This is a genomic window from Burkholderia pseudomultivorans (assembly GCF_001718415.1).
GTDB classification, from domain to species: domain Bacteria; phylum Pseudomonadota; class Gammaproteobacteria; order Burkholderiales; family Burkholderiaceae; genus Burkholderia; species Burkholderia pseudomultivorans_A.
In genome coordinates this window covers 1976168-1994711 of the sequence record NZ_CP013377.1, presented here as the reverse complement: position 1 = coordinate 1994711, position 18544 = coordinate 1976168, and the positions used below count along the sequence as shown (strand labels likewise).

19 protein-coding genes are annotated in these 18544 nt (G+C 68.9%); 9 read left to right on the top strand and 10 right to left on the bottom strand.

Annotation, left to right across the window (positions count from 1 at the left end):
* Positions 1-90: 90 nt before the first annotated feature.
* Genes WS57_RS08445 through WS57_RS08430 form a run of 4 tightly spaced genes read right to left on the bottom strand, consistent with a single transcriptional unit; the run spans position 91 to position 3453 of the window.
* Positions 91-744, bottom strand: coding sequence for an isochorismatase family protein (locus tag WS57_RS08445; RefSeq protein WP_009695345.1), 654 nt, complete (start codon positions 742-744; stop codon positions 91-93).
* An 11-nt stretch (positions 745-755) separates the two neighbouring features.
* Positions 756-1796 carry a hypothetical protein gene (locus WS57_RS08440; protein WP_009695346.1) on the bottom strand — a complete coding sequence of 347 codons (1041 nt, stop codon included), beginning with the start codon at positions 1794-1796 and terminating at the stop codon, positions 756-758.
* Positions 1797-1843: 47 nt separating this feature from the next.
* Entirely contained in the window at positions 1844-2674 is an 831-nt protein-coding gene (locus WS57_RS08435; RefSeq protein ID WP_059515051.1) for an alpha/beta fold hydrolase, read from the bottom strand.
* A gap of 26 nt (positions 2675-2700) precedes the next feature.
* Positions 2701-3453 (bottom strand): Asp/Glu/hydantoin racemase, encoded by a 753-nt coding sequence (locus WS57_RS08430; protein WP_009695348.1) that lies wholly within the window; start codon positions 3451-3453, stop codon positions 2701-2703.
* A gap of 299 nt (positions 3454-3752) precedes the next feature.
* On the opposite strand from WS57_RS08430, the gene WS57_RS08425 reads away from it, so the two are divergent.
* From WS57_RS08425 to WS57_RS08410, 4 genes are all read left to right on the top strand, one after another.
* A complete protein-coding gene (locus WS57_RS08425) occupies positions 3753-4910 on the top strand; it encodes an FAD-dependent monooxygenase (protein ID WP_009695349.1) in 1158 nt (385 codons plus the stop codon).
* A 233-nt stretch (positions 4911-5143) separates the two neighbouring features.
* On the top strand, positions 5144-5647 hold the full coding sequence (locus WS57_RS08420) for a (2Fe-2S)-binding protein (RefSeq protein ID WP_040129728.1): 504 nt from the start codon (positions 5144-5146) through the stop codon (positions 5645-5647).
* Positions 5648-5684: 37 nt separating this feature from the next.
* Positions 5685-8210 carry a cytochrome c gene (locus tag WS57_RS08415; RefSeq protein ID WP_069244355.1) on the top strand — a complete coding sequence of 842 codons (2526 nt, stop codon included), beginning with the start codon at positions 5685-5687 and terminating at the stop codon, positions 8208-8210.
* 215 nt (positions 8211-8425) lie between these two features.
* Positions 8426-8758, top strand: coding sequence for a hypothetical protein (locus tag WS57_RS08410; RefSeq protein ID WP_040131767.1), 333 nt, complete (start codon positions 8426-8428; stop codon positions 8756-8758).
* A 102-nt stretch (positions 8759-8860) separates the two neighbouring features.
* On the opposite strand, the gene mmsB is transcribed toward WS57_RS08410, so the two are convergent.
* From mmsB to WS57_RS08395, 3 genes are all read right to left on the bottom strand, one after another.
* On the bottom strand, positions 8861-9751 hold the full coding sequence (mmsB, locus tag WS57_RS08405) for a 3-hydroxyisobutyrate dehydrogenase (RefSeq protein ID WP_059477938.1): 891 nt from the start codon (positions 9749-9751) through the stop codon (positions 8861-8863).
* Positions 9752-9771: 20 nt separating this feature from the next.
* Positions 9772-11298 (bottom strand): CoA-acylating methylmalonate-semialdehyde dehydrogenase, encoded by a 1527-nt coding sequence (locus WS57_RS08400; protein WP_059515052.1) that lies wholly within the window; start codon positions 11296-11298, stop codon positions 9772-9774.
* A gap of 109 nt (positions 11299-11407) precedes the next feature.
* On the bottom strand, positions 11408-12733 hold the full coding sequence (locus WS57_RS08395) for an MFS transporter (protein WP_040129721.1): 1326 nt from the start codon (positions 12731-12733) through the stop codon (positions 11408-11410).
* Between the two features lie 158 nt (positions 12734-12891).
* On the opposite strand from WS57_RS08395, the gene WS57_RS08390 reads away from it, so the two are divergent.
* Together WS57_RS08390 and WS57_RS08385 are read left to right on the top strand one after the other, a co-directional pair.
* Positions 12892-13851 carry a LysR family transcriptional regulator gene (locus tag WS57_RS08390; protein WP_069244034.1) on the top strand — a complete coding sequence of 320 codons (960 nt, stop codon included), beginning with the start codon at positions 12892-12894 and terminating at the stop codon, positions 13849-13851.
* 79 nt (positions 13852-13930) lie between these two features.
* Positions 13931-14419 (top strand): SRPBCC family protein, encoded by a 489-nt coding sequence (locus WS57_RS08385; protein ID WP_059515054.1) that lies wholly within the window; start codon positions 13931-13933, stop codon positions 14417-14419.
* On the opposite strand, the gene WS57_RS08380 is transcribed toward WS57_RS08385, so the two are convergent.
* A complete protein-coding gene (locus tag WS57_RS08380; RefSeq protein WP_009688416.1) occupies positions 14410-15147 on the bottom strand; it encodes a hypothetical protein in 738 nt (245 codons plus the stop codon). The two genes, WS57_RS08385 and WS57_RS08380, sit on opposite strands and share 10 nt — an antisense overlap.
* Before the next feature lie 297 nt (positions 15148-15444).
* Positions 15445-16164 carry a haloacid dehalogenase type II gene (locus WS57_RS08375; RefSeq protein ID WP_009688415.1) on the bottom strand — a complete coding sequence of 240 codons (720 nt, stop codon included), beginning with the start codon at positions 16162-16164 and terminating at the stop codon, positions 15445-15447.
* Positions 16165-16300: 136 nt separating this feature from the next.
* Between WS57_RS08375 and WS57_RS37840 the strand changes: the two genes are divergently transcribed.
* Positions 16301-16444, top strand: a complete 144-nt coding sequence (locus WS57_RS37840) for a DUF7003 family protein (RefSeq protein ID WP_196482418.1) — start codon at positions 16301-16303, stop codon at positions 16442-16444.
* On the top strand, positions 16441-16581 hold the full coding sequence (locus WS57_RS37835) for a DUF7003 family protein (RefSeq protein WP_196482419.1): 141 nt from the start codon (positions 16441-16443) through the stop codon (positions 16579-16581). The genes WS57_RS37840 and WS57_RS37835 overlap by 4 nt, the downstream gene beginning before the upstream one ends.
* 21 nt (positions 16582-16602) lie before the next feature.
* Here the strand turns inward: WS57_RS37835 and WS57_RS08370 are convergent, their stop codons facing one another.
* A complete protein-coding gene (locus tag WS57_RS08370) occupies positions 16603-17574 on the bottom strand; it encodes an AraC family transcriptional regulator (RefSeq protein ID WP_009688412.1) in 972 nt (323 codons plus the stop codon).
* 93 nt (positions 17575-17667) lie between these two features.
* Here WS57_RS08370 and WS57_RS08365 point away from each other — a divergent pair, with 93 nt between their 5' ends.
* Positions 17668-18501, top strand: a complete 834-nt coding sequence (locus WS57_RS08365; RefSeq protein ID WP_059515057.1) for an oxidoreductase — start codon at positions 17668-17670, stop codon at positions 18499-18501.
* The last annotated feature ends 43 nt before the right edge of the window (positions 18502-18544 follow it).

The window sequence follows — 18544 nt, the reverse complement described above, 5'->3', positions numbered from 1 at the left end:
CGCCTCCAATCTAGGCGGCCAAAAGTGCAGCGTCAATCGCGGCGGTGGAAGCGGCGAATCGCTTCGCCGCCGCTGCGCGCACGCCGTGCTTCAGCGCGCGTGCGCGGGCATCGCGTCGATTGCGGAGATCGCGTCGTCGAGCGGCATCACGGCCGCGTATTTCTGCTGCATGTCGAACAGGTTCGCTTCGTGCGGCGCAATCGCGCGATCGCCGACGCAATCGGCGAGCACCAGCGGCCGGAAGCCGTGCGACATCGCATCGACGACGCTGGCGCGCACGCAGCCGCTCGTCACGGCGCCCGCGACGAGCAGCGTCTGCACCGCGCGCTGCGCGAGCCACGGCGCGAGCTGCGTGCCGAAGAACGCGGACGGCACCGTCTTGCGCACGACCAGTTCGCCGGGCGCCGGCGTCAGTTCGGGCACGATCGCGCTGTTCGGATGGTGCTCGGTCAGCGTCGCCATGCCGGGCACCTTCAGCGAGAACACGTTGTCGTCGCTGCCGTCGTCCGCATAGACGATCCGGCTGTGCGCGACGGGCCAGCCGCGCTCGCGCGCGATGGCGAGCGCGCGGGTCGTGCGCGCGATCGCCGGCGCGATATTGCCGCCGCCGAACGTCGCCGGATCGGCAAAGCCGACCACGAAATCGACGATCAGCAGTCCGATGCGGCCGTGCGGCGGCAGCGGTGTGCCGAAGCCCTGCTGGCGGTATACATGGGCTTCGGCGTGGCGGGAAAGCTCGGTCATGGTCTGTCTCGTCAGGCGGGTTGGTCGGTCACGCGGCCGTCGCGCACGACGGTTTCGCCGTCGAGCTCGACCGTGCAGCGGCGCAAGGGAATGTCGATATGGCAGGTCGTCGTGCGGCTGCCGCCGCCTTCGTTGTTCGGGCCGAGCGAGAACAGGAAGTTGCCTTCGAACGCGCGCGCGTCCATGCCGATCGTCGCCTCGCGGTCGTACAGGCCGAGCGTCGACCAGCGCGCGCGCGGCTGCAGCCCCCAGCCGATATGCGAGATCGCATAGCCTTCCGGGTCGGCGAAGGTGTCCATGTAGTCGCGCAGCAGGTCGGCGTCGACGCCGCCCTCGATGCGCGTCGCGTAACCGCCTTCGACGGTCAGTACGATCGGCTCGCTTACGTAGTGCTTCTGCGGCAGCAGGATGTCGCCGCGGTCGATCACGATCGTGCCGTGCGCGGTGCGGTCGTTCGGGTAGGTCAGCGCGAAGCCGCTCGGCCAGTGGTCCCAGCGGCCCGGCGCGTCGACGAAGCCGTATTCGGCCGTCGGCGGGAACTCGCCGAGCGGGCACACGAGCGCGGTGCCGGCGGCCGAGCTCACGCGCATCTCGCGGGCGGCCGCGATCTTTTTCGTTGCGGCGAGCACGCGCGTGCGGTCGGCGAGCGTCGGCACCATCCGCACCAGCACCTCGGGCGGCTCGACCGCGAGCAGGATCTTCGTGCCCGTCTTCAGGATCTCGTGCTGCTCGGGCGAGAACAGCAGCGTCATCAGGTCGAGCACGAGATCGCTCGCGCGCAGCGCGGCGATCGCGGCCGGATTGCCGGTCAGCGGCGTCGTGCCGAGATAGGCGAGCGGGTCGCGGCTGAACGCCTTGTCGCCGTTGACGGGCGGCAGGTCGAGCCGATTGACGATCGCGCCCATCGACTGCGTCGCGATCAGCGCGCACGACAGCGTCTGCGGGTGGGTGGCCGCGCTCGTCAGGATCGTGACGGTCTGGCCCGGTTCGAGGCGCGACAGCGTGAGCACCTGCTTCCACGCGTCGATCAGTTGGGTGTCGCTGACTGGCATCGTCGGCTCCGGTAAAGGCGTGAGGGAAAAAGGCGGGCGCCGGGCGCTCAGGCCGCGAGCGGCGCGCCGAGGAAGTCGCCGAACGCCGCGTAGAAGCCCGGCGCGTTGTCCCACGGAATCATGTGGCCCGCGGCCGGCACGCGCACGTGCCGCATCGACGGCGTCGCGCGCTGCAGTTCGGCGACGTCTTCGTCGCGCACCACGTCGCCGCGTTCGGCCGTGATCAGCAGCGACGGCACCCCCAGCTGCGCGGCGTCCGCGTGGAAGTCGTCGGTATGGAAGCCTTCGTACGATGCGCGCACCGCGCGTTCGTCGCAGGTGTGCAGCCATTCGGCGCGCAGCCGCAGTTCGGCGTCGGTCCAGGTCGGGCAGAACGCGCGCATGCCCTCGGCATCGGTGCCCGCGCGCGCCAGCGCCATCGAGTCGATGTACCACGGCAGCTTGCCCGGATAGTCGCGGCGGTTCGGGCCCGACACGGGAGGATCGACCAGCACGACCGACTCGAGCCCGCGAATGCCGCGCCGCGCCGCGCGCGCGGCGATCCGCGCGCCCATCGAGTGACCGACGAGGCTGGTGCGCGGCAGGCCGAGTTCGGCGACGAGCGCCGCGACGTCGTCGGCCTGCGCATCGAGGCTGTAGTCGAGCGTCGGCGAGGCCTCGGACAGCCCGCGGCCGCGCACGTCGAGCACGTAGGTGTCGAAGGCGGCGCCGAACACGTCGCCGACGAAGCCCCACGTGATCGCGGGGCTCGTGATGCCGGGAATCAGCACGATCGCGGGGCGCGCGGCGCGCGAGCCGGTCGCGCCGCCGTAGCGCAGGTAGTGCTGGCGAATGCCGTTGGCGTGAACGTTCGCGCCGTACAGGAAGGTCGAGGACATCGGAGGGCTCCGTCGGAAAGGGGCGTTCAGTACGCGCCGGACAGCAGTGCGCCCGCGCCGGGCACGATCGGCTCGAGATCGAGTTCGCGCAGCATCGCGTAGGTGGTCGCGATCGCGGCCGTGACGACCGGCTTGCCCGTCATTGCCTCGACCTTGGCGACGGCCGGCAGCGACGGCATCTGCACGCACGCGGACAGCACGATCGCATCGGCGTCCTGGTAAGGCAGCGTCTTCACGATCTCGGGCAGGCGCGCCGGATCGTGGCGGCCGACGTCGAGGTTGTCGGGGATTTCCAGCGCGCGGTAGCCGATCACCTCGTAGCCTTCGTTGCGGATGTAGTCGACCACCAGTTCGGTGAGCGGCTTCATGTACGGCGCGACGACGACGATGCGCTTCGCGCCGATCACCTTCAGCGCGTCGACGAGCGCGCCCGCGCTCGTCAGCACCGGCGCCTGCGCGCCGTTGTCGGCCGTCTGCTTCGTGAGGCGCGCCTGCGACACGCGGTGATAGCCGTGCCCCATCGCCATGATCGCGACGAGGCATGCGTAGCCGAGCACGTCGACGCGCGCGTCGCTCAGTTCCATCGCACATCGATCGGACTCCGCGTCCATCGCCGCCAGTTCTTCCTTGACGACCTTCTTCATCCGCATCCGGCTCGAGTGATACGTGAAGCGCTCGGGCCGGATCGCCTCGCGCAGGCGCAGCATCGCCGGAATTTCGGTTTCCATCGTCGTGTTGGAACTCGGCACGATCTGGCCGATGCGGTAGGTCTTGCTCATGAAGGAGGGCTCCGTGTCGGTGAGGATGGGGCGGCATGCTGAGGCGATACCGGCCCGCTTCGAGAAAAGTCTAGTGTGTACATTTGAAAATAACAATAGGCCAAAATGTTTTTTTGGCTTGGATGGCATGCCGATGTGTCGAAAGGAATGGGGTTTTATTGGTGTTTTCCCGAATGAAAGACGCGCGCCGGACATTCCGCTTGTCTTCAATAAATTGAGTGTGTACGCTACATAAAACTCGTTCCATCCACCCGTTCCCGCGCGCTGTCCGGCAACGGGCTCACGATCAGGAGATCCGCATGAGCACACCCCGTATCGCAATCATCGGCGCCGGTCTCGGCGGCACGGCCGCGGCTGCGCTGCTGCAGCGCGGCGGCTACGACGTCGCGCTGTACGAGCAGGCGCCGGCGTTCTCGCGCCTCGGCGCGGGGATCCACCTCGGCCCGAACGTGATGAAGATCATGCGGCGCATCGGTTGCGAGGACGCGCTCAACGCGATGGGCTCGCATCCCGATTGCTGGTACAGCCGCGACTGGCAGACGGCCGACGTGCTCGCGCAGATCCCGCTCGGCGACTACGCGCTGAAGACCTACGGCGCGAGCTACCTGACCGTGCATCGCGGCGATTTCCACGCGTTGATGACGCAGGCCGTGACGCCGGGCACGATCCGCTTCGGCAAACGGCTCGCGTCGGTCGAGGACACGGGCGGTGCAGTGCGCCTGACGTTCGCGGACGGCAGCGTCGACACGGCCGATATCGTGATCGGCGCGGACGGCGTGAACTCGAAGATCCGCGAGCACCTGCTCGGCGCCGAGCCGCCGCGCTATACGGGCTATGTCGCGCACCGCGCGGTGTTTCCCGCGTCGCTGCTCGGCAACAAGCCGTACGACATGTGCGTGAAATGGTGGTCGGAGGATCGCCACATGATGGTCTATTACGTCACCGAGAAGCGCGACGAGTACTACTACGTGACGGGCGTGCCGCAGGCCGAATGGCCGGAAGGCGTGTCGATGGTCGACAGCAGCCGCGACGAGATGCGCGAAGCGTTTGCCGGCTTCCACGACGACATCCAGCACCTGATCGACGTGTCGCCGTCGATCACGAAGTGGCCGCTGCTCGAGCGCGATCCGCTGCCGCTGTGGAGCCGCGGCCGTCTGGTGCTGCTCGGCGATGCATGCCATCCGATGAAGCCGCACATGGCGCAGGGCGCGGCGATGGCGATCGAGGATGCCGCGATGCTCGCGCGCTGTCTCGACGAGGTCGGTATCGGCGATTACGCGGGCGCGTTCGCGCTGTACGAGGCGAATCGCGCCGCGCGCGCGTCGAAGGTGCAGCTGGTGTCGCACAACAACACGTGGCTGCGGACCAACGAGGATCCGTCATGGGTGTTCGGCTACGACGTGTTCGACGTGCCGCTCGTGTCGCCGTCGCGGGACAGCGTGGCGGCCGTGGCCTGACGCGTGCTTCTCGTGGCGCGCTGTCGTGCTGTCGTGCCGGCGCCCGGGCGGGATGCCGCGCGCCGAGGCGTGCAAGGCCGGCACGCGCGCATTTCGGCGTGTTATATCTGAGCGCCGCGGCACTCGTCGCCGGCTCGCGCCGGTCGCCGCGAGCCGGCAGCCGTGCCCGCCGCCGGCCGCTTGTCGGTCGATCGTCAGCCGGTGATCGGCCGCCCCGCATTCCGGATCCACCCATGTCCCATTCCGCTTCCCCGTCGCGGTCGCTCGCGTTTCGCGTCAACGGCGCGCCGTGCACCGTCGACGACATCGCCTCCGATACGCCGCTGTTGCTGGTGCTGCGCAACGACTGCGCGCTGAACGGCCCGAAATACGGCTGCGGGCTCGGGCAGTGCGGCGCCTGCACGGTGCTGGTCGACGGGCAGGCGACGCGCTCGTGCGTCGTGCCGGCCGGCGTCGCGAACGGGCGCGACGTGACGACGCTCGAAGGGCTCGGGTCGCGCGATGCGCCGCATCCGATCCAGCGCGCGTTCATCGACGAACAGGCCGCGCAGTGCGGCTATTGCCTGAACGGCATGATCATGAGCACGAAGGCGCTGCTCGACCGCGATCCGTCGCCGGACGACGCGGCGATCCGCGCTGCGCTGCGCTTCAACCTGTGTCGCTGCGGCACGCATCTCGAGATCCTTCGTGCGGTGCATCGCGCCGCACGCTATCTGCGGGACGGTCATGAAGGATGATCGGCAGATGACCATGCAGGCGGATGCGTCGCGCGCCATGGATTGCGAGCCTGCCACCGACAACGCGCAGCAGGACCGCGACGACGCATCGCGCACGCACCACGCGCGCTACGGCTGGCCGGCCGGCGAGGCGCGCACGCATGCGTCGCTCGATATCGAAACGCGGACCGCTGCCGACGGACGGATCACGGCATGGCGCTATCGCGCGCAGCTCGGCGCGGCGCCGGACGATCGTGAGACGCTTCGGCGTCGGTTGCCGAACGACGATGCAGCTGACCGCCCTGACGCTCCGTCGTCCGATGCCGCGCCGGCAGTCGACGCATCCGCAGCGGCGTCCCCCTTCGTCTACCGGCACGCGCAGACGTCGATCGAGATGGCCGACGCCGCCGGCGCGATTCCGCCTCACGCGCACGTGTTCGCGCGCGAATCGTTCGTCGACGAACTCGCCGGCGCGTTGCGGCGCGATCCGGTCGCGCTGCGGCTGCAGCATCTCGATGCGGCGCAGGACGCGGGCCCGCGCGAGATTATCCGGATGGTCAGCGAGCGCGCCGCCTGGGGCGCGCCGGTCGCGGCCGGGCGACAAGCCGGCACGCGGCTCAGCGGCCGAGGCTTCGCCTTCGACGGCGCACATTCGCCGTCGTCGTCCGACACGATTGCCTTGCCCGCCACGCGGGCGGACGAATCCGCGCAGGCGGGCGCCGTCGCGCCGCGCGATCATGATCGCGACCACGAGCAATCGAAAGCCGAAGCGACGCGCGAGAGCGGCGACGCGAACTGGAGTGCGTGGGTCGTCGATCTCGACGTCGATCCTGCGACGGGCGAGGTCGCGGTGCGGCGCGTCGTCGCCGGGCAGGGCGTGGGCGCGCCCGACCGCGCCGCGCTGGCGGGCTTGCCCGCATGGCAGATCGAGGCGGCGATTTCGCGCGTGATGGGCACGCGGCTGGCCGCGCGCCCTGCGCATGACGAGGCCGATGCCGCGGCACGACCGGATGCGCTTGCGCATGAACTGGTCGTCGCCGCCGATGCGTCATCCGGCGCGCACGACGCGCGATCCGCGCACGACGCGCAGCGGATCGAGCAGGCCGCCGCGCCGGCCGCCGCCGCGATCGCGAACGCGCTGTACGACGCGACGGGCGTGCGCTTTCGCGCGCCGCCGTTCGATCCCGAGCGGATTCGCGCGGCGCTGGCGCATCCCGAATCAACCGGTTTCGGCGACGGACCGGTCGCCGTCGCGCCGCGCCGTGCATCGCGCTGGCGCCGCTGGCTGGCCGGCGGCGGCATCGGCGGGATGGCCGGCGGCCTGATCGGCCTGGCCTGCGCAATCCTGCCGGGGCCCGCGCCGATCGCCCCCGTCGCGCCCGGCGGCGCGGACGCCGCGATGTGGAGTGCGGCGACGCTCGAACGCGGCCGCCAGATCGCGATCGCCGGCGATTGCGCGGTCTGCCATACGGCGCCCGGCGGCGCGCCCAATGCGGGCGGGCTCGCGCTCGATACGCCTTTCGGCACGATCTACACGACCAACCTGACGCCCGACCCGGAAACCGGCATCGGCGCGTGGTCCTACCCCGCGTTCGCGCGCGCGATGCGCGAAGGCATCGGCCGCGACGGCACGCACCTGTACCCGGCCTTCCCGTACACGGCGTTCGCGAAGCTGAGCGAGCCGGACCTGCTCGCGCTCTATGCGTATCTGATGTCGCAGCCGCCGGTGAAGCACGCGCCGCCGAAGACGAAGCTGCCGTTCCCGCTCGACCAGCGGCGGCTCCTGGCCGGCTGGAACTGGCTGTTTCACGATGCGCGGCCGTTCACGCCGGACCCGTCGCGCTCCGCCGCATGGAATCGCGGCAAGTATCTCGTCGACGGCGCGGGTCATTGCGGCGCCTGCCATACGCCGCGCAACGCGCTGGGCGCGGAGAAGGGCGGCCTCGCGTACCTGTCGGGCGGCGAAGCAGAAGGGTGGGTCGCGCCGCCGCTGGTCGCGTCGCGCACCGCACCGGTGCCGTGGACCGAGCCCGCACTGTTCGAGTATCTGCGCACCGGCTTTTCCGCGCAGCACGGCGTCGCGGCCGGGCCGATGGCGCCGGTCGTCGCGGGGCTCGCGTCGCTGCCGGAGTCCGACGTGCGTGCGATCGCGCACTACCTGACCTCGCTGTCGCCGCCCGTCGACGATGCCGCGGCGGCCGATGCGGCGGCCCGGCACGCGCGTGGCGCGGAAACGGTCGCGACGCTCGGCCTCGAGAACGGCCGTCGCGCGTTCGATGCGGCGTGCGCGGTCTGTCATGCCGAATCGGGCGGCGTCGGGCATTTCGGCGTGCGGCCGCTGATGGGGCTGAACACGAGCGTCAGCCAGGCGACGCCCGACAACCTGCTGCGCGTGCTGCACAACGGCATCGACCATCCGGCCACCGAGCGGCTCGGCTACATGCCGGGCTTTCGCGACGCGTTCGACGAACGGCAGATGGCCGAACTCGCCGCATATATCCGCGCGCGCTATGCGCCCGGCCAGCCGGCATGGCGGAATGTGGAAGAGGCATCGGCGCGGATCCGGCAGGAAGGCGCGCATTGACGAGCGCATGGCGCGTGGTGGCGCAACATGACGGTGACGGGTCGGGCAAATCTGCCTGATCGGCGAAGATCGCGCGTAAAGATTGCCTGATCGCCCATCGTTTAACCATTCGAAACAATGTGTTCACCGAATGGGGCATGATCTTCGGCGATCGGGCAGGCATACTGTCGGCTATGTTGCTCAATGCCGTCGAATCGACGGCACGCCCGTTCCCCATGTCGAATCCTGCTTCTTTCCGAATCCTGCGAGGGTTGATCCTCGCGGCTGCCGCTTGCCTGCTCGCCGCGTGTTCGACCGCTTCCGACGTTGCCGCGACGTCGAACCCGAACGTTTTCACCGTGAAGACGCGCACGCTCGGCGTGTCGACGTCGTGGGCCGACGCCCATGAAAAAGCCGTCAGCGAAGCGACCAACTACTGCACGCAGCGCGGGATGCGCGCGAGCATGAAACAGGAGTCGCTGACCGGCGGCCGCCGCGTCGATGCGCGCTCGGAACTGTCGTTCGAGTGCCATCCGACCTTCGAGACGGCGTCGAACCCGCGCGGCTAGGACGCCGCGCGCACGCCACCGGCGTCGCGATTACTGCCGATCCGCTTCGACCCGCGATGCCGCCGCTGCGCATCGCGGGTCGACGCACGTCTGTCGCGCGCGCTACGCGGGCTGCGGCTCGTACAGCTTCACGCACGCGGAGAAGTCGAGCGCGCCGAGCCCCTGCTGGCTCATCGACTGATACAGCTGCTGCGCGAGCGCGCCCATCCATACCGGCTGCCGCGCATGGCGCGCGGCCTCGGTCGCGAGCCCGAGATCCTTCAGCATCAGGTTCGCCGCGAAGCCGCCCGCATAGTTGCGCGCGGCGGGCGCCGTGTCGCTGACGCCCGGATACGGGTTGTACGTGTCCGAACTCCAGCAGCGTCCGGTCGACGTATTGATGATCCCGGCCAGCACGCCCGGCTCGATGCCGAGCGCCGCGCCGAGCGCCATCGCTTCCGACACGCCCATCATCGAGATCCCGAGCAGCAGATTGTTGCAGATCTTCGCGATCTGCCCGGTGCCGGTGCCGCCGCAATGCACGACGTTCCTGCCCATGTCGAGCAGCACGGGGCGGATGCGTTCGAACAGTGCGGGCTCAGCGCCGACCATGAAGGTCAGCGTGCCGGCCTGCGCGCCGCCGGTGCCGCCGGACACGGGCGCGTCGGCGAGCGGCAAGCCGCGCTGCGCGGCCGCTGCGGCGACCGCGCGCACGGTGTCGGGATCGATCGTGCTGCAGTCGATCAGCGTCGCGTCGGGGCGCGCGCCGGCCAGCACGCCGTCGTCGCCGAGGTAGACGCCGCGCACGTGCGGCGCGGCCGGCAGCATCGTGATCACGATCGACGCGCGCGCGGCCGCGTCGCGCGGCGAGCCGGCCGCCACCGCGCCCGCGCGCACCGCGGCGTCGACCGCGTGCGCATCGAGGTCGAACACCGTCAGCGCGTGGCCAGCCTTGACGAGGTTGGCGGCCATCGGGCCGCCCATGTTGCCGAGTCCGATGAAGGCGATTTCCATGTGCGGAGCTCCGGTCGCCATCAGCGCAGCGCGATCGTCGTGTTCACGCCGCCGGCCGTCGCGTCGTCGTCGAACCAGCGCGCGGTGACCGTCTTCGTCTGCGTGTAGAACTGCACGACCTGCTTGCCGTACGGGCCGAGATCGCCGAGCTTCGAGCCGCGCGAACCGGTGAAGCTGAAGTAGGGCACCGGCACCGGAATCGGGATGTTGATGCCGACCTGGCCGACGTCGATTTCGCTCTGGAACTTGCGCGCGGCCGCGCCGCTCTGCGTGAACAGGCCGACGCCGTTGCCCATCGGGTTGCGGTTGACGAGCGCGATCGCGTCGTCGAGCGTGTCGGCCTCCAGCACGACCACCACCGGCCCGAAGATTTCTTCCGTATAGATCGACATGTCGGTCGTCACGCCCGAGAAGATCGTCGGGCCGACGAAATTGCCGTGCTCGTAGCCGGGCACCTTCACGTCGCGGCCGTCGAGCAGGAGCTTCGCGCCGGCCTTCACGCCTTCGTCGATCAGCCCGACGATGCGCGCATGCGCGGCCTTCGACACGACCGGCCCGACATCGGTGCCGGGCTCGTGCCCCGCGTTGACCTTCAACGCCTTCGCCTTCTCGACCAGATCGGGCAGCCAGTCCCGCGCGGCGCCGACCAGCACGACGACCGAGGTCGCCATGCAGCGCTGGCCGGCCGCGCCGAAGCCCGCGCCGACCAGCGCGTTGATCGTCTGCTCGCGATGCGCGTCGGGCAGCACGACCGCGTGATTCTTCGCGCCCATCATCGACTGCACGCGCTTGCCGTGCTCGCTGCCGAGGTTGTACACGTGCGTGCCGACGCGCGTCGAGCCGACGAACGAGATCGCCTTGACGTCCGGATGCGTGCAGAGACGATCGACCACGGTCTTGCCGCCGTGCACGACGTTCAGCACGCCCTTCGGCACGCCGGCCTCGATCGCGAGTTCGACGAGCTGCATCGTCGACAGCGGATCCTGTTCCGACGGCTTCAGCACGAACGTGTTGCCGCAGACGATCGCCATCGGGAACATCCACAGCGGGATCATGCCGGGAAAGTTGAACGGCGTGATGCCGGCGCACACGCCGATCGGCTGGCGCAGCGTGTAGGTATCGACGCCGCCCGCGACGTTCTCCGCGAACTCGCCGAGCTGCAGCGTGCCGATCGAGCACGCGTGCTCGACCACTTCGAGGCCGCGGAAGATGTCGCCCTGCGCGTCGGGCAGCGTCTTGCCCTGTTCGGCCGTCAGCGTCGTCGCGATCCGTTCGAGATTGCGGCGCACCAGGTCCTGGAACTTCAGCATGATGCGCAGCCGCGCGCCGACCGGCGTGGTCTTCCAGGTCTGGAACGCGCGCTGCGCGGAGGCGATCGCGGCGTCGACCTCTTCGACCGTCGCATACGGCACGCGGCCGATCGTTTCCTGCGTGGCGGGATTCACGATGTCGCCCCATTCGGCGCTTTGCGATTCGACGAAGGCGCCGTCGATCAGCAGCTTGGCGGTGGGCAGGGCGAGGGTGGTCTGGGGAACTGCGGCGTTCATGGTTGTCTCCGGAAAACGATGTGATGGAAAAAGAGGGGCCGCGCCGCCGTGCCTGCAAGCATGGCGGACGACGACAGGACGAAGATTCGACGGCAGCCGGGGCGCGCGCTCAGGCTCCCGCGCGCGCCGGCCGCATCAATGCGGTACAGGCCAGCGCGAACACGCCGAAACCGACGAGATACGCGATCACGTAATGCGGCTGCCCGCCGCCGGCCTTGAGCAGCGACGTCGCGATCATCGGCGCGAAGCCGCCGCCGATCACGCCGGCGAGCTGCACCGACAGCGAGATGCCGCTGTAGCGGATTTCCGCCGGGAACTGCTGCGCGAACAGCAGCGACTCGGGCGCATAGAGGATCGGGAACACGACGCCGAGGCCGAGCACGATTGCCCACCACGCGAGCGCGATCTGCTGCGTGCCGAGCATCATGAAGAACGGCGCCGCGAACGCGCACATCAGCACGAGGCCGATCGCGAACATCCGGCGCTGGCCGATCAGGTCGCTCAGGTGGCCGCACAGCGGCATCGTGACGAGCGACAGCGCCGCGCCCACGGTGATCGCGTGCAGCATCTCGGCCTTCGGCAGATGGAGCTGCTGCGTCGCGTACGACAGCGCGAACGTGACGACCATGTAGAACCACGTGTTCTCGGCCGCGCGTGCGCCGACGATCGTCAGCACCTCGCGCGGATGGCGGCGCAGCGCGGCCGTCACCGGCGACTTCTCGGCCTTGCCCTGGCGCTGCATCTTCTCGAAGTCGGGCGATTCCGGCACCTTCGCGCGGATGAACCAGCCGAGGCCGACCAGCGCGATGCTCGCGAGAAACGGCACGCGCCAGCCCCACGACAGCATGTCGGCTTCCGGCAGCGCGGCCACCGCGGCCATCGCGAGCGACGACAGGATCAGGCCGAGCCCGACGCCCGTCTGCGGCAGGCTGCCGAACAGCCCCTTGCGGCCCTTCGGCGCATGCTCGACGGCCATCAGCACCGCGCCGCCCCATTCGCCGCCGACCGCCATCCCCTGCAGGAAGCGCATCGCGATCAGCAGCGCGGCAGCCCAGTAGCCGATGCGGTCGTAGGACGGGATCAGGCCGATGATCATGCTCGGCACGCCCATCAGCAGCAGCGTGATCATCAGCATCGACTTGCGGCCGATGCGGTCGCCGAAGTGGCCGAACACGATGCCGCCCATCGGCCGGCCGATGAAGCCGACCGCGAACGTGCCGAACGCGGCGAGCGTGCCGACCACCGGATCGAGCGACGGGAAGAAGATGCGGTTGAACACGAGTGCGGCGGCGGTGCCGTACAGGAAGAAGTCGTACCACTCGATCGTGGTGCCGGCCATGCTGGCCCAGCCGGCCAATAGATGGTGCTTCGCGGTGCGCGCGGGCGCGGGCGCCGCGAGGGTCTCGTGCTCATCGAGGGTGGATCGGGTCTGCATGGCGTCTCCATGGTGGTTGCCGCGGTTCGTGGTCCGCAGGTCAGGGTCGAGTATAGTTATGCGCATATTCATGCTGTAGCGATAAAGAAACCGGTTGGATATGCATTTATGCATATCGACGGCCGGCCCGGAGACACCGCCTTTTCCCTTCCTCGCCGATGCGACATGCGACCGAGCCGGTTTCCGGCAACCTGAACTGGGACGATCTGCGCTTCTTTCTCGAAGTCGCGCGCACGCAGCGCGCGAGCGGGGCCGCGAAGCGGCTCGGGGTCGACTACACGACCGTCGCGCGGCGGATTCGCGCGCTCGAGGCCGCGATGGGCACGCTGCTGTTCGACAAGTCGCGCTCCGGCGGCTTCACGCTGACGGCCGAGGGGCAGCGGCTCGTCGCGTATGCGGATGCGATGGAGACGACTGTGCAGTCCGCGCGCGACCAGATCGCGAACACCGGTGAGGCGTTGTCGGGGCATGTGCGGGTCGGCTCGACCGAAGGCTTCGGCTGCTTCTTTCTCGCGCCGCAGCTCGCGCGGTTTCGCGCCGCGCATCCGCAGGTGACGGTCGACCTGCTGCCGGTGCCGCATTTCGTCAACCTGACCAAGCGCGAGGCCGATCTGGCGATCACGCTGGAGCGGCCCGAGCGCGGGCCTTACGTGTGCACGAAGCTGTGCGACTACCAGCTGCGCCTCTACGCGACGCGCGACTATCTGGCGAATCACGCGCCGATCACCTGCACCGACGATCTCGCGCAGCATGCATTCATCAGCTATGTCGACGATCTCGCGTTCAGCAGCGAGTTGCTGTACCTGGAGCGCGCGGTGCCGGGCGCGAGCGCCGGGCTGCGGACCACGAGCGTGATCGCGCAGTATTTCGCGGCGCTGCAGGGCGGCGGGCTCGCGATCCTGCCGTGCTTCATGGCCGCGCGGCAGCCGGCGCTGGTGCCGGTGCTGCCCGGCGAGGTGGCCGTGACGCGGTGTTTCTGGCTGACGTGTCGCGAGGACCTGCGCAAGCTGCGGCGGGTGACCGCGCTGTGGGACTACCTGCGCGCGGCGGCCGACGCGAATCGCGCGTTGCTGGCCGGGGCGTCGGGGGAGCTGAGATTCGTCGGCGAGCCCGGCTGATCGTCGCGGCGTGGCGGCGTGGCGGCGGCCGGAGCCGTTATGTCATGATGTCCGCCTCGACGCGTGCAAGGAGAGGATCGTGGAGATTCGTTCGCAATGGACGTTCGCGTGCCGGCCCGAGCACGTGTGGCCGCATTTCCTTCAAGCGCGGATGGACGACACGCGGCCCTTGCTGTTTCGACTCGGGGTGCCGAAGCCGGTCAGCTGCCGCGTGCTCGAAGGCGTGCCGGCCGTCGGCAATACGCGGCAGTGCACGACCGATCGCGGCACGATCGACCAGCGGATTCTCGTGCTCGACCACAATCGCCGGCTGCGCTACCGGATGATTGCGTCGACGGTATGGTGTCGCGACTGGGTCGACCTGCTCGAGGACGAATTCACGCTGACGCCGATCGACGACGGCAACACGCGCGTCGAGCGGCGCACCGTATTTCGCGCGCGCGGCTTTCTGAAGCCGGTCCGGCAGCTCGGGCTGTGGCTCGCGTTGCGGCAGGCGCATTGGTATGCGGCGCGCAACTGGCGGCGTCTTGCGAGTGGCGCGAAGGCGGCGCCGGTCGACTACGCGTAATAGACTTGCCCGATATCGCGCTCGCGCACTTGCCCTGCGCGTTCGGCGTCGAAGCGCGCGAAACCGAAATTGCGCCTGCATAGATCGGGGCGGCCGAGCGCGCGCAGGATGCGCGACGTACGCCAGGCCGGCAGCCAGTCGGACCATGAAAGCCGCACGCCAAGCAGCAGCGCCAGCAGGATCCCGATCATCAGCGGTCCACCGACAAGCGAGAGCAACGCGACATCCAGCCTGGAAGACGGGTCATCGTCAGTCCAGAGAAACACCAGCGCCATCGGTATCCAGAAGCAGTTCATCACGATGAACGACCATTTCCAGACGGTCCACAGCGTATGCGTCAGGCCGGCCAGCCCGGTATTGCCGCACGCGTAGTCCATGACCAGATAACGTCGGTCGGGCGACGACATCGCATAAAGGCGGCCATGCCGGTCGATCACGGCCACGATATCGTCGCCGACCTCGAAGCATTGCCCGCCGAGAAAGCCGCGGTATTTTTCTCCGGCTATTTCGATTTCGGTCGGGAGCTTGGCAAGCAGGATCTTGCCGTTCTTGCCGACGGTCACGAAGGCGTTTTGCGACACGAAGGTCCGGCTGTCGCGGATATTCGCATACGACCACGTTGCCGGATGCTCGATGCTGTCCGCCTCGGCATTCAGTCGGGCGAGGATGCTGTCCTCGTTGCTTTGCTGAAACAGTACCGCATTGGCCGCGGCGTCGTTGCCGGTCAACGCGGCCAGGATCGGGACCGCGCTGTGCGTGAACCAGTAGCCCAGCGATTTTTCCGGGCCTCCGGGTCCGGCCGCGGTAATTGACGGCCGTTGACGCTGCCCTGATCCGGGCGTTCGAGGAAGCGCAGCGCGGTCAGTTTGCCTTCTACCAGACGTAGCGGAGATGACATGCGGGCAGGCGAGTCGGAACGATGACGGTTGCAAAGTCTACCAGTCGGCGGCGGTCTCGCATCGTTCCGTTCGCGGCTGTTGCCGGCGGCCGGCCGTCGCGCGGCGGCCGGACCAGGGGCCTTCACCTCACCGCGGGCACCCGACCCGATCCGCCAGCTCGTGCAGATCGGCGACGACGAAATCCCACGCATCCTCCGCGTTCAGGTCCGTCGTCTGGCCGGGCCCGTACTCGGTCGGCCGCGGCACGAACGCGGTCGACAGGCCGAGCCGGCGCGCGGCGGCGAGATCGCTGTTGTGCGCGGCGACGAGACACACCTCGGCCGGCGCGACGCCGAGTATCTCGACTGCCTCGTTGTAGACCTTCGGCGCCGGCTTGTACGCGTGCGCGACTTCCGCGCCGAGAATCGCATCCCACGGCAGGCCCGCGTGCTTCGCGATGTCGATCATCAGCCGAATGTTGCCGTTCGACAGCGGCGCGATGATGAAGCGCTGCTTCAGCCGGTTCAGCGCGGCGACCGAATCGGGCCACGGATCGAGGCGATGCCACGCGAGGTTGAGCGCGTCCACCGCCGCATCGGGCACGCCGGCGATGCCGTAGCGCTCGATGATCCGCACCAGGTTCTCGCGATGCAGGAGGTCGAGCCTCACGTAGGAGCGGCGTCCGCTGCGGACTTCCTCCATCGACGGCGTATATTCGCGCCGCCATGCGTCGGCGAATTCGAACGCGTCGAGCGTCGGCGCGTAGGTTTGCAGGAAGTCGGCGGCTTCGCGCGCGACACGGCTTCTCCAGTCGACGATCGTTCCAAAGACATCGAACACGAACGCCTTGATTTCGGTCGGGTTCATCGTGGATCCTGTGCGGGACGGGTGATCGGGGCAGGGCCGTCGACGGCCACAGCCGCTTGCCCCGGCATTAGACCATGGTTGCGGGCGGCGCGGGTTCCGGCGCCGTCGCACATGGCGGAACGCAACCGGGGGAACGATGATGATCGATGTGGAAAGCATCCTATCCGTGCTGGACGACTGCTGCGAGCAATTCAGCTTTCCGATGCTGGACAACGGCTACGTGTATCTCGCCGCGACGCGGCTTTCGCTTTACCGCGGCCCTGCGGACTGGACGTCGTGAACGGCGAGCGGCCGAGCGGCGATCCGACCTTCCGCTCGCTCGCGGACGTGCTCGTGACGGGCGACGCTGCGCGATACCGGCCGTCGGCCACGCCGAATACGCATTGGGAGAACTGGCCGGACGGCGGGACGCTGTGAGTCAGTGCGGCGCAAGACCCGTCAATGCGACGACACATACACCGCATCGTCGAATGCCGCCGGAATCGCGAAGCTGTCGCGCATGCGCCGCGTCTCCGCCGCCGGTGTCAACCCGAACAGGCGTTTGAATTCGCGGCTGAACTGCGACGGGCTCGTGTAGCCGACCGCGTGGCTCGCGGCCTCCGCGGTCAGGTCCTGGCGCACCATCAGCAGCCGGGCCTGATGCAGGCGCGTCGATTTCACGTACTGCATCGGCGACACCTGCGTGACGGCCTTGAAGTGGCTGTGGAAGCTCGGCACGCTCATGCCGGCTTCGGCGGCCAGTCGCGCGACGTCGAGCGGTTGCGCGTAGCCCGCATGAATCAGGCGCAGCGACCGGCCGATCCGGCCGAACGGCCCGCGCATCGCGAGCGCCGCCCGCATCGAGTCGCCCTGCGCGCCGGTCAGCACGCGGAAATACAGTTCGCGCAGCAGGCCCGGGCCGAGCACGGCGGCTTCGAGCGGCCGGTGCAGCGCATCGAGGAAGCGCAGCACGGAGGCCTGCATCCTCTCGTCCATCGGCGTCGACATCATGCTTTGGGGCGCCTGCACGCGGGCGGCGCCGCCCGCGCGATCGATCTGCGCGGCCAGCTCGGCGGCCATCGCGAAATCGAGGTGCAGATACAGCGCGAGCAGCGGGCGTTCCGGCGTCGCGTCGGTTTCCATGCTGAACGGAACGGGCACGGACACCGCCAGATAGTGATGCGCGTCGTACAGATAGAGCCGGTCGCCGAAATAGCCGCGCTTGCGACCCTGGCACACGATCACGATGCCGGGATCGTACAGCACCGGCGTGCGCGCGAGCGGCCGGTTCGAGCGCAGGATCCGGACGCTCGGCAGCGCCGTCAGGTTGTAGCCCTCGTCGGGCGCCAGCGCGTGCAGCAGCGCGATCATGCGCGTGCGGCTGCGCGAGGCCGGTTCGGCGTCGGACGTGGGCGCGCGTTTCGGGGTCATAGGATTAGGCAAGAAAAACAGCGGAATCAGCCTTATTCGGCCGGTTGCGCCAGATTAGCATGCAGACCTGATCCATATTCGGGAGAAACTTCGATGGCATCCGGCAAGGTTCTGCTTGTTACCGGCGTCAGCAGCGGCTTCGGTCGCGCGCTTGCGCAGGAGGCGCTGGCGGCGGGTCACACGGTCGTCGGCACCGTGAGAAGCGCGCAGGCGCGGCGCGATTTCGAAGCCCTGTCCGCGCACGCGGCGTTCGGACGCGTGCTCGACGTGACCGACTTCGATGCGATCGACGGCGTCGTCGCGGAAATCGAGGCGAACGTGGGCGCGGTCGACGTGCTCGTCAACAATGCGGGCTACGGGCACGAAGGCGTGATGGAGGAGTCGCCGTTGTCCGAGCTGCGGCGGCAGTTCGACGTGAACGTGTTCGGTGCGGTCGCGATGATGAAGGCCGTACTGCCGTTCATGCGCGCGCGCCGACGCGGCCACATCGTCAACATCACGTCGATGGGCGGCCACATCACGATGCCGGGAATTACCTATTACTGCGGCAGCAAGTTCGCGCTGGAGGGGATTTCGGAAGCGCTCGGCAAGGAGGTCGCATCGTTCGGCATCGCCGTGACGGCCGTCGCGCCCGGTTCGTTTCGCACCGACTGGGCGGGCCGCTCGATGGTGCGCACGCCGCGCTCGATCGCCGACTACGACCCGGTGTTCGACCCGATCCGCCGGGCCCGGGAGCAGAAGAGCGGCAAGCAGACGGGCGACCCGCGCAAGGCCGCGCGCGCGATGCTTGCCGCGATCGACGCGGACCGCCCGCCTGCGCATCTTCTGCTCGGCAGCGATGCGCTCGCGCTGGTGCGCGACAAGCTGTCGGCGCTGGAGCGCGAGATACGCGCGTGGGAGACGGTGACGCTGTCGACCGACGGCTGACGGTTGACGGCTGACGAACGCCGCCGCGTGCAGCGCATCGGCG

Excerpts from the sequence above, each read along its gene's own strand:
- WS57_RS08445 (WP_009695345.1), bottom strand. The coding sequence starts at position 744 with ATGACCGAGCTTTCCCGCCACGCCGAAGCCCATGTATACCGCCAGCAG.
- WS57_RS08440 (WP_009695346.1), bottom strand. The coding sequence starts at position 1,796 with ATGCCAGTCAGCGACACCCAACTGATCGACGCGTGGAAGCAGGTGCTC.
- WS57_RS08435 (WP_059515051.1), bottom strand. The coding sequence starts at position 2,674 with ATGTCCTCGACCTTCCTGTACGGCGCGAACGTTCACGCCAACGGCATT.
- WS57_RS08430 (WP_009695348.1), bottom strand. The coding sequence starts at position 3,453 with ATGAGCAAGACCTACCGCATCGGCCAGATCGTGCCGAGTTCCAACACG.
- WS57_RS08425 (WP_009695349.1), top strand. The coding sequence starts at position 3,753 with ATGAGCACACCCCGTATCGCAATCATCGGCGCCGGTCTCGGCGGCACG.
- WS57_RS08420 (WP_040129728.1), top strand. The coding sequence starts at position 5,144 with ATGTCCCATTCCGCTTCCCCGTCGCGGTCGCTCGCGTTTCGCGTCAAC.
- WS57_RS08415 (WP_069244355.1), top strand. The coding sequence starts at position 5,685 with ATGGATTGCGAGCCTGCCACCGACAACGCGCAGCAGGACCGCGACGAC.
- WS57_RS08410 (WP_040131767.1), top strand. The coding sequence starts at position 8,426 with ATGTCGAATCCTGCTTCTTTCCGAATCCTGCGAGGGTTGATCCTCGCG.
- mmsB (WP_059477938.1), bottom strand. The coding sequence starts at position 9,751 with ATGGAAATCGCCTTCATCGGACTCGGCAACATGGGCGGCCCGATGGCC.
- WS57_RS08400 (WP_059515052.1), bottom strand. The coding sequence starts at position 11,298 with ATGAACGCCGCAGTTCCCCAGACCACCCTCGCCCTGCCCACCGCCAAG.
- WS57_RS08395 (WP_040129721.1), bottom strand. The coding sequence starts at position 12,733 with ATGCAGACCCGATCCACCCTCGATGAGCACGAGACCCTCGCGGCGCCC.
- WS57_RS08390 (WP_069244034.1), top strand. The coding sequence starts at position 12,892 with ATGCGACATGCGACCGAGCCGGTTTCCGGCAACCTGAACTGGGACGAT.
- WS57_RS08375 (WP_009688415.1), bottom strand. The coding sequence starts at position 16,164 with ATGAACCCGACCGAAATCAAGGCGTTCGTGTTCGATGTCTTTGGAACG.
- WS57_RS37840 (WP_196482418.1), top strand. The coding sequence starts at position 16,301 with ATGATGATCGATGTGGAAAGCATCCTATCCGTGCTGGACGACTGCTGC.
- WS57_RS08370 (WP_009688412.1), bottom strand. The coding sequence starts at position 17,574 with ATGACCCCGAAACGCGCGCCCACGTCCGACGCCGAACCGGCCTCGCGC.
- WS57_RS08365 (WP_059515057.1), top strand. The coding sequence starts at position 17,668 with ATGGCATCCGGCAAGGTTCTGCTTGTTACCGGCGTCAGCAGCGGCTTC.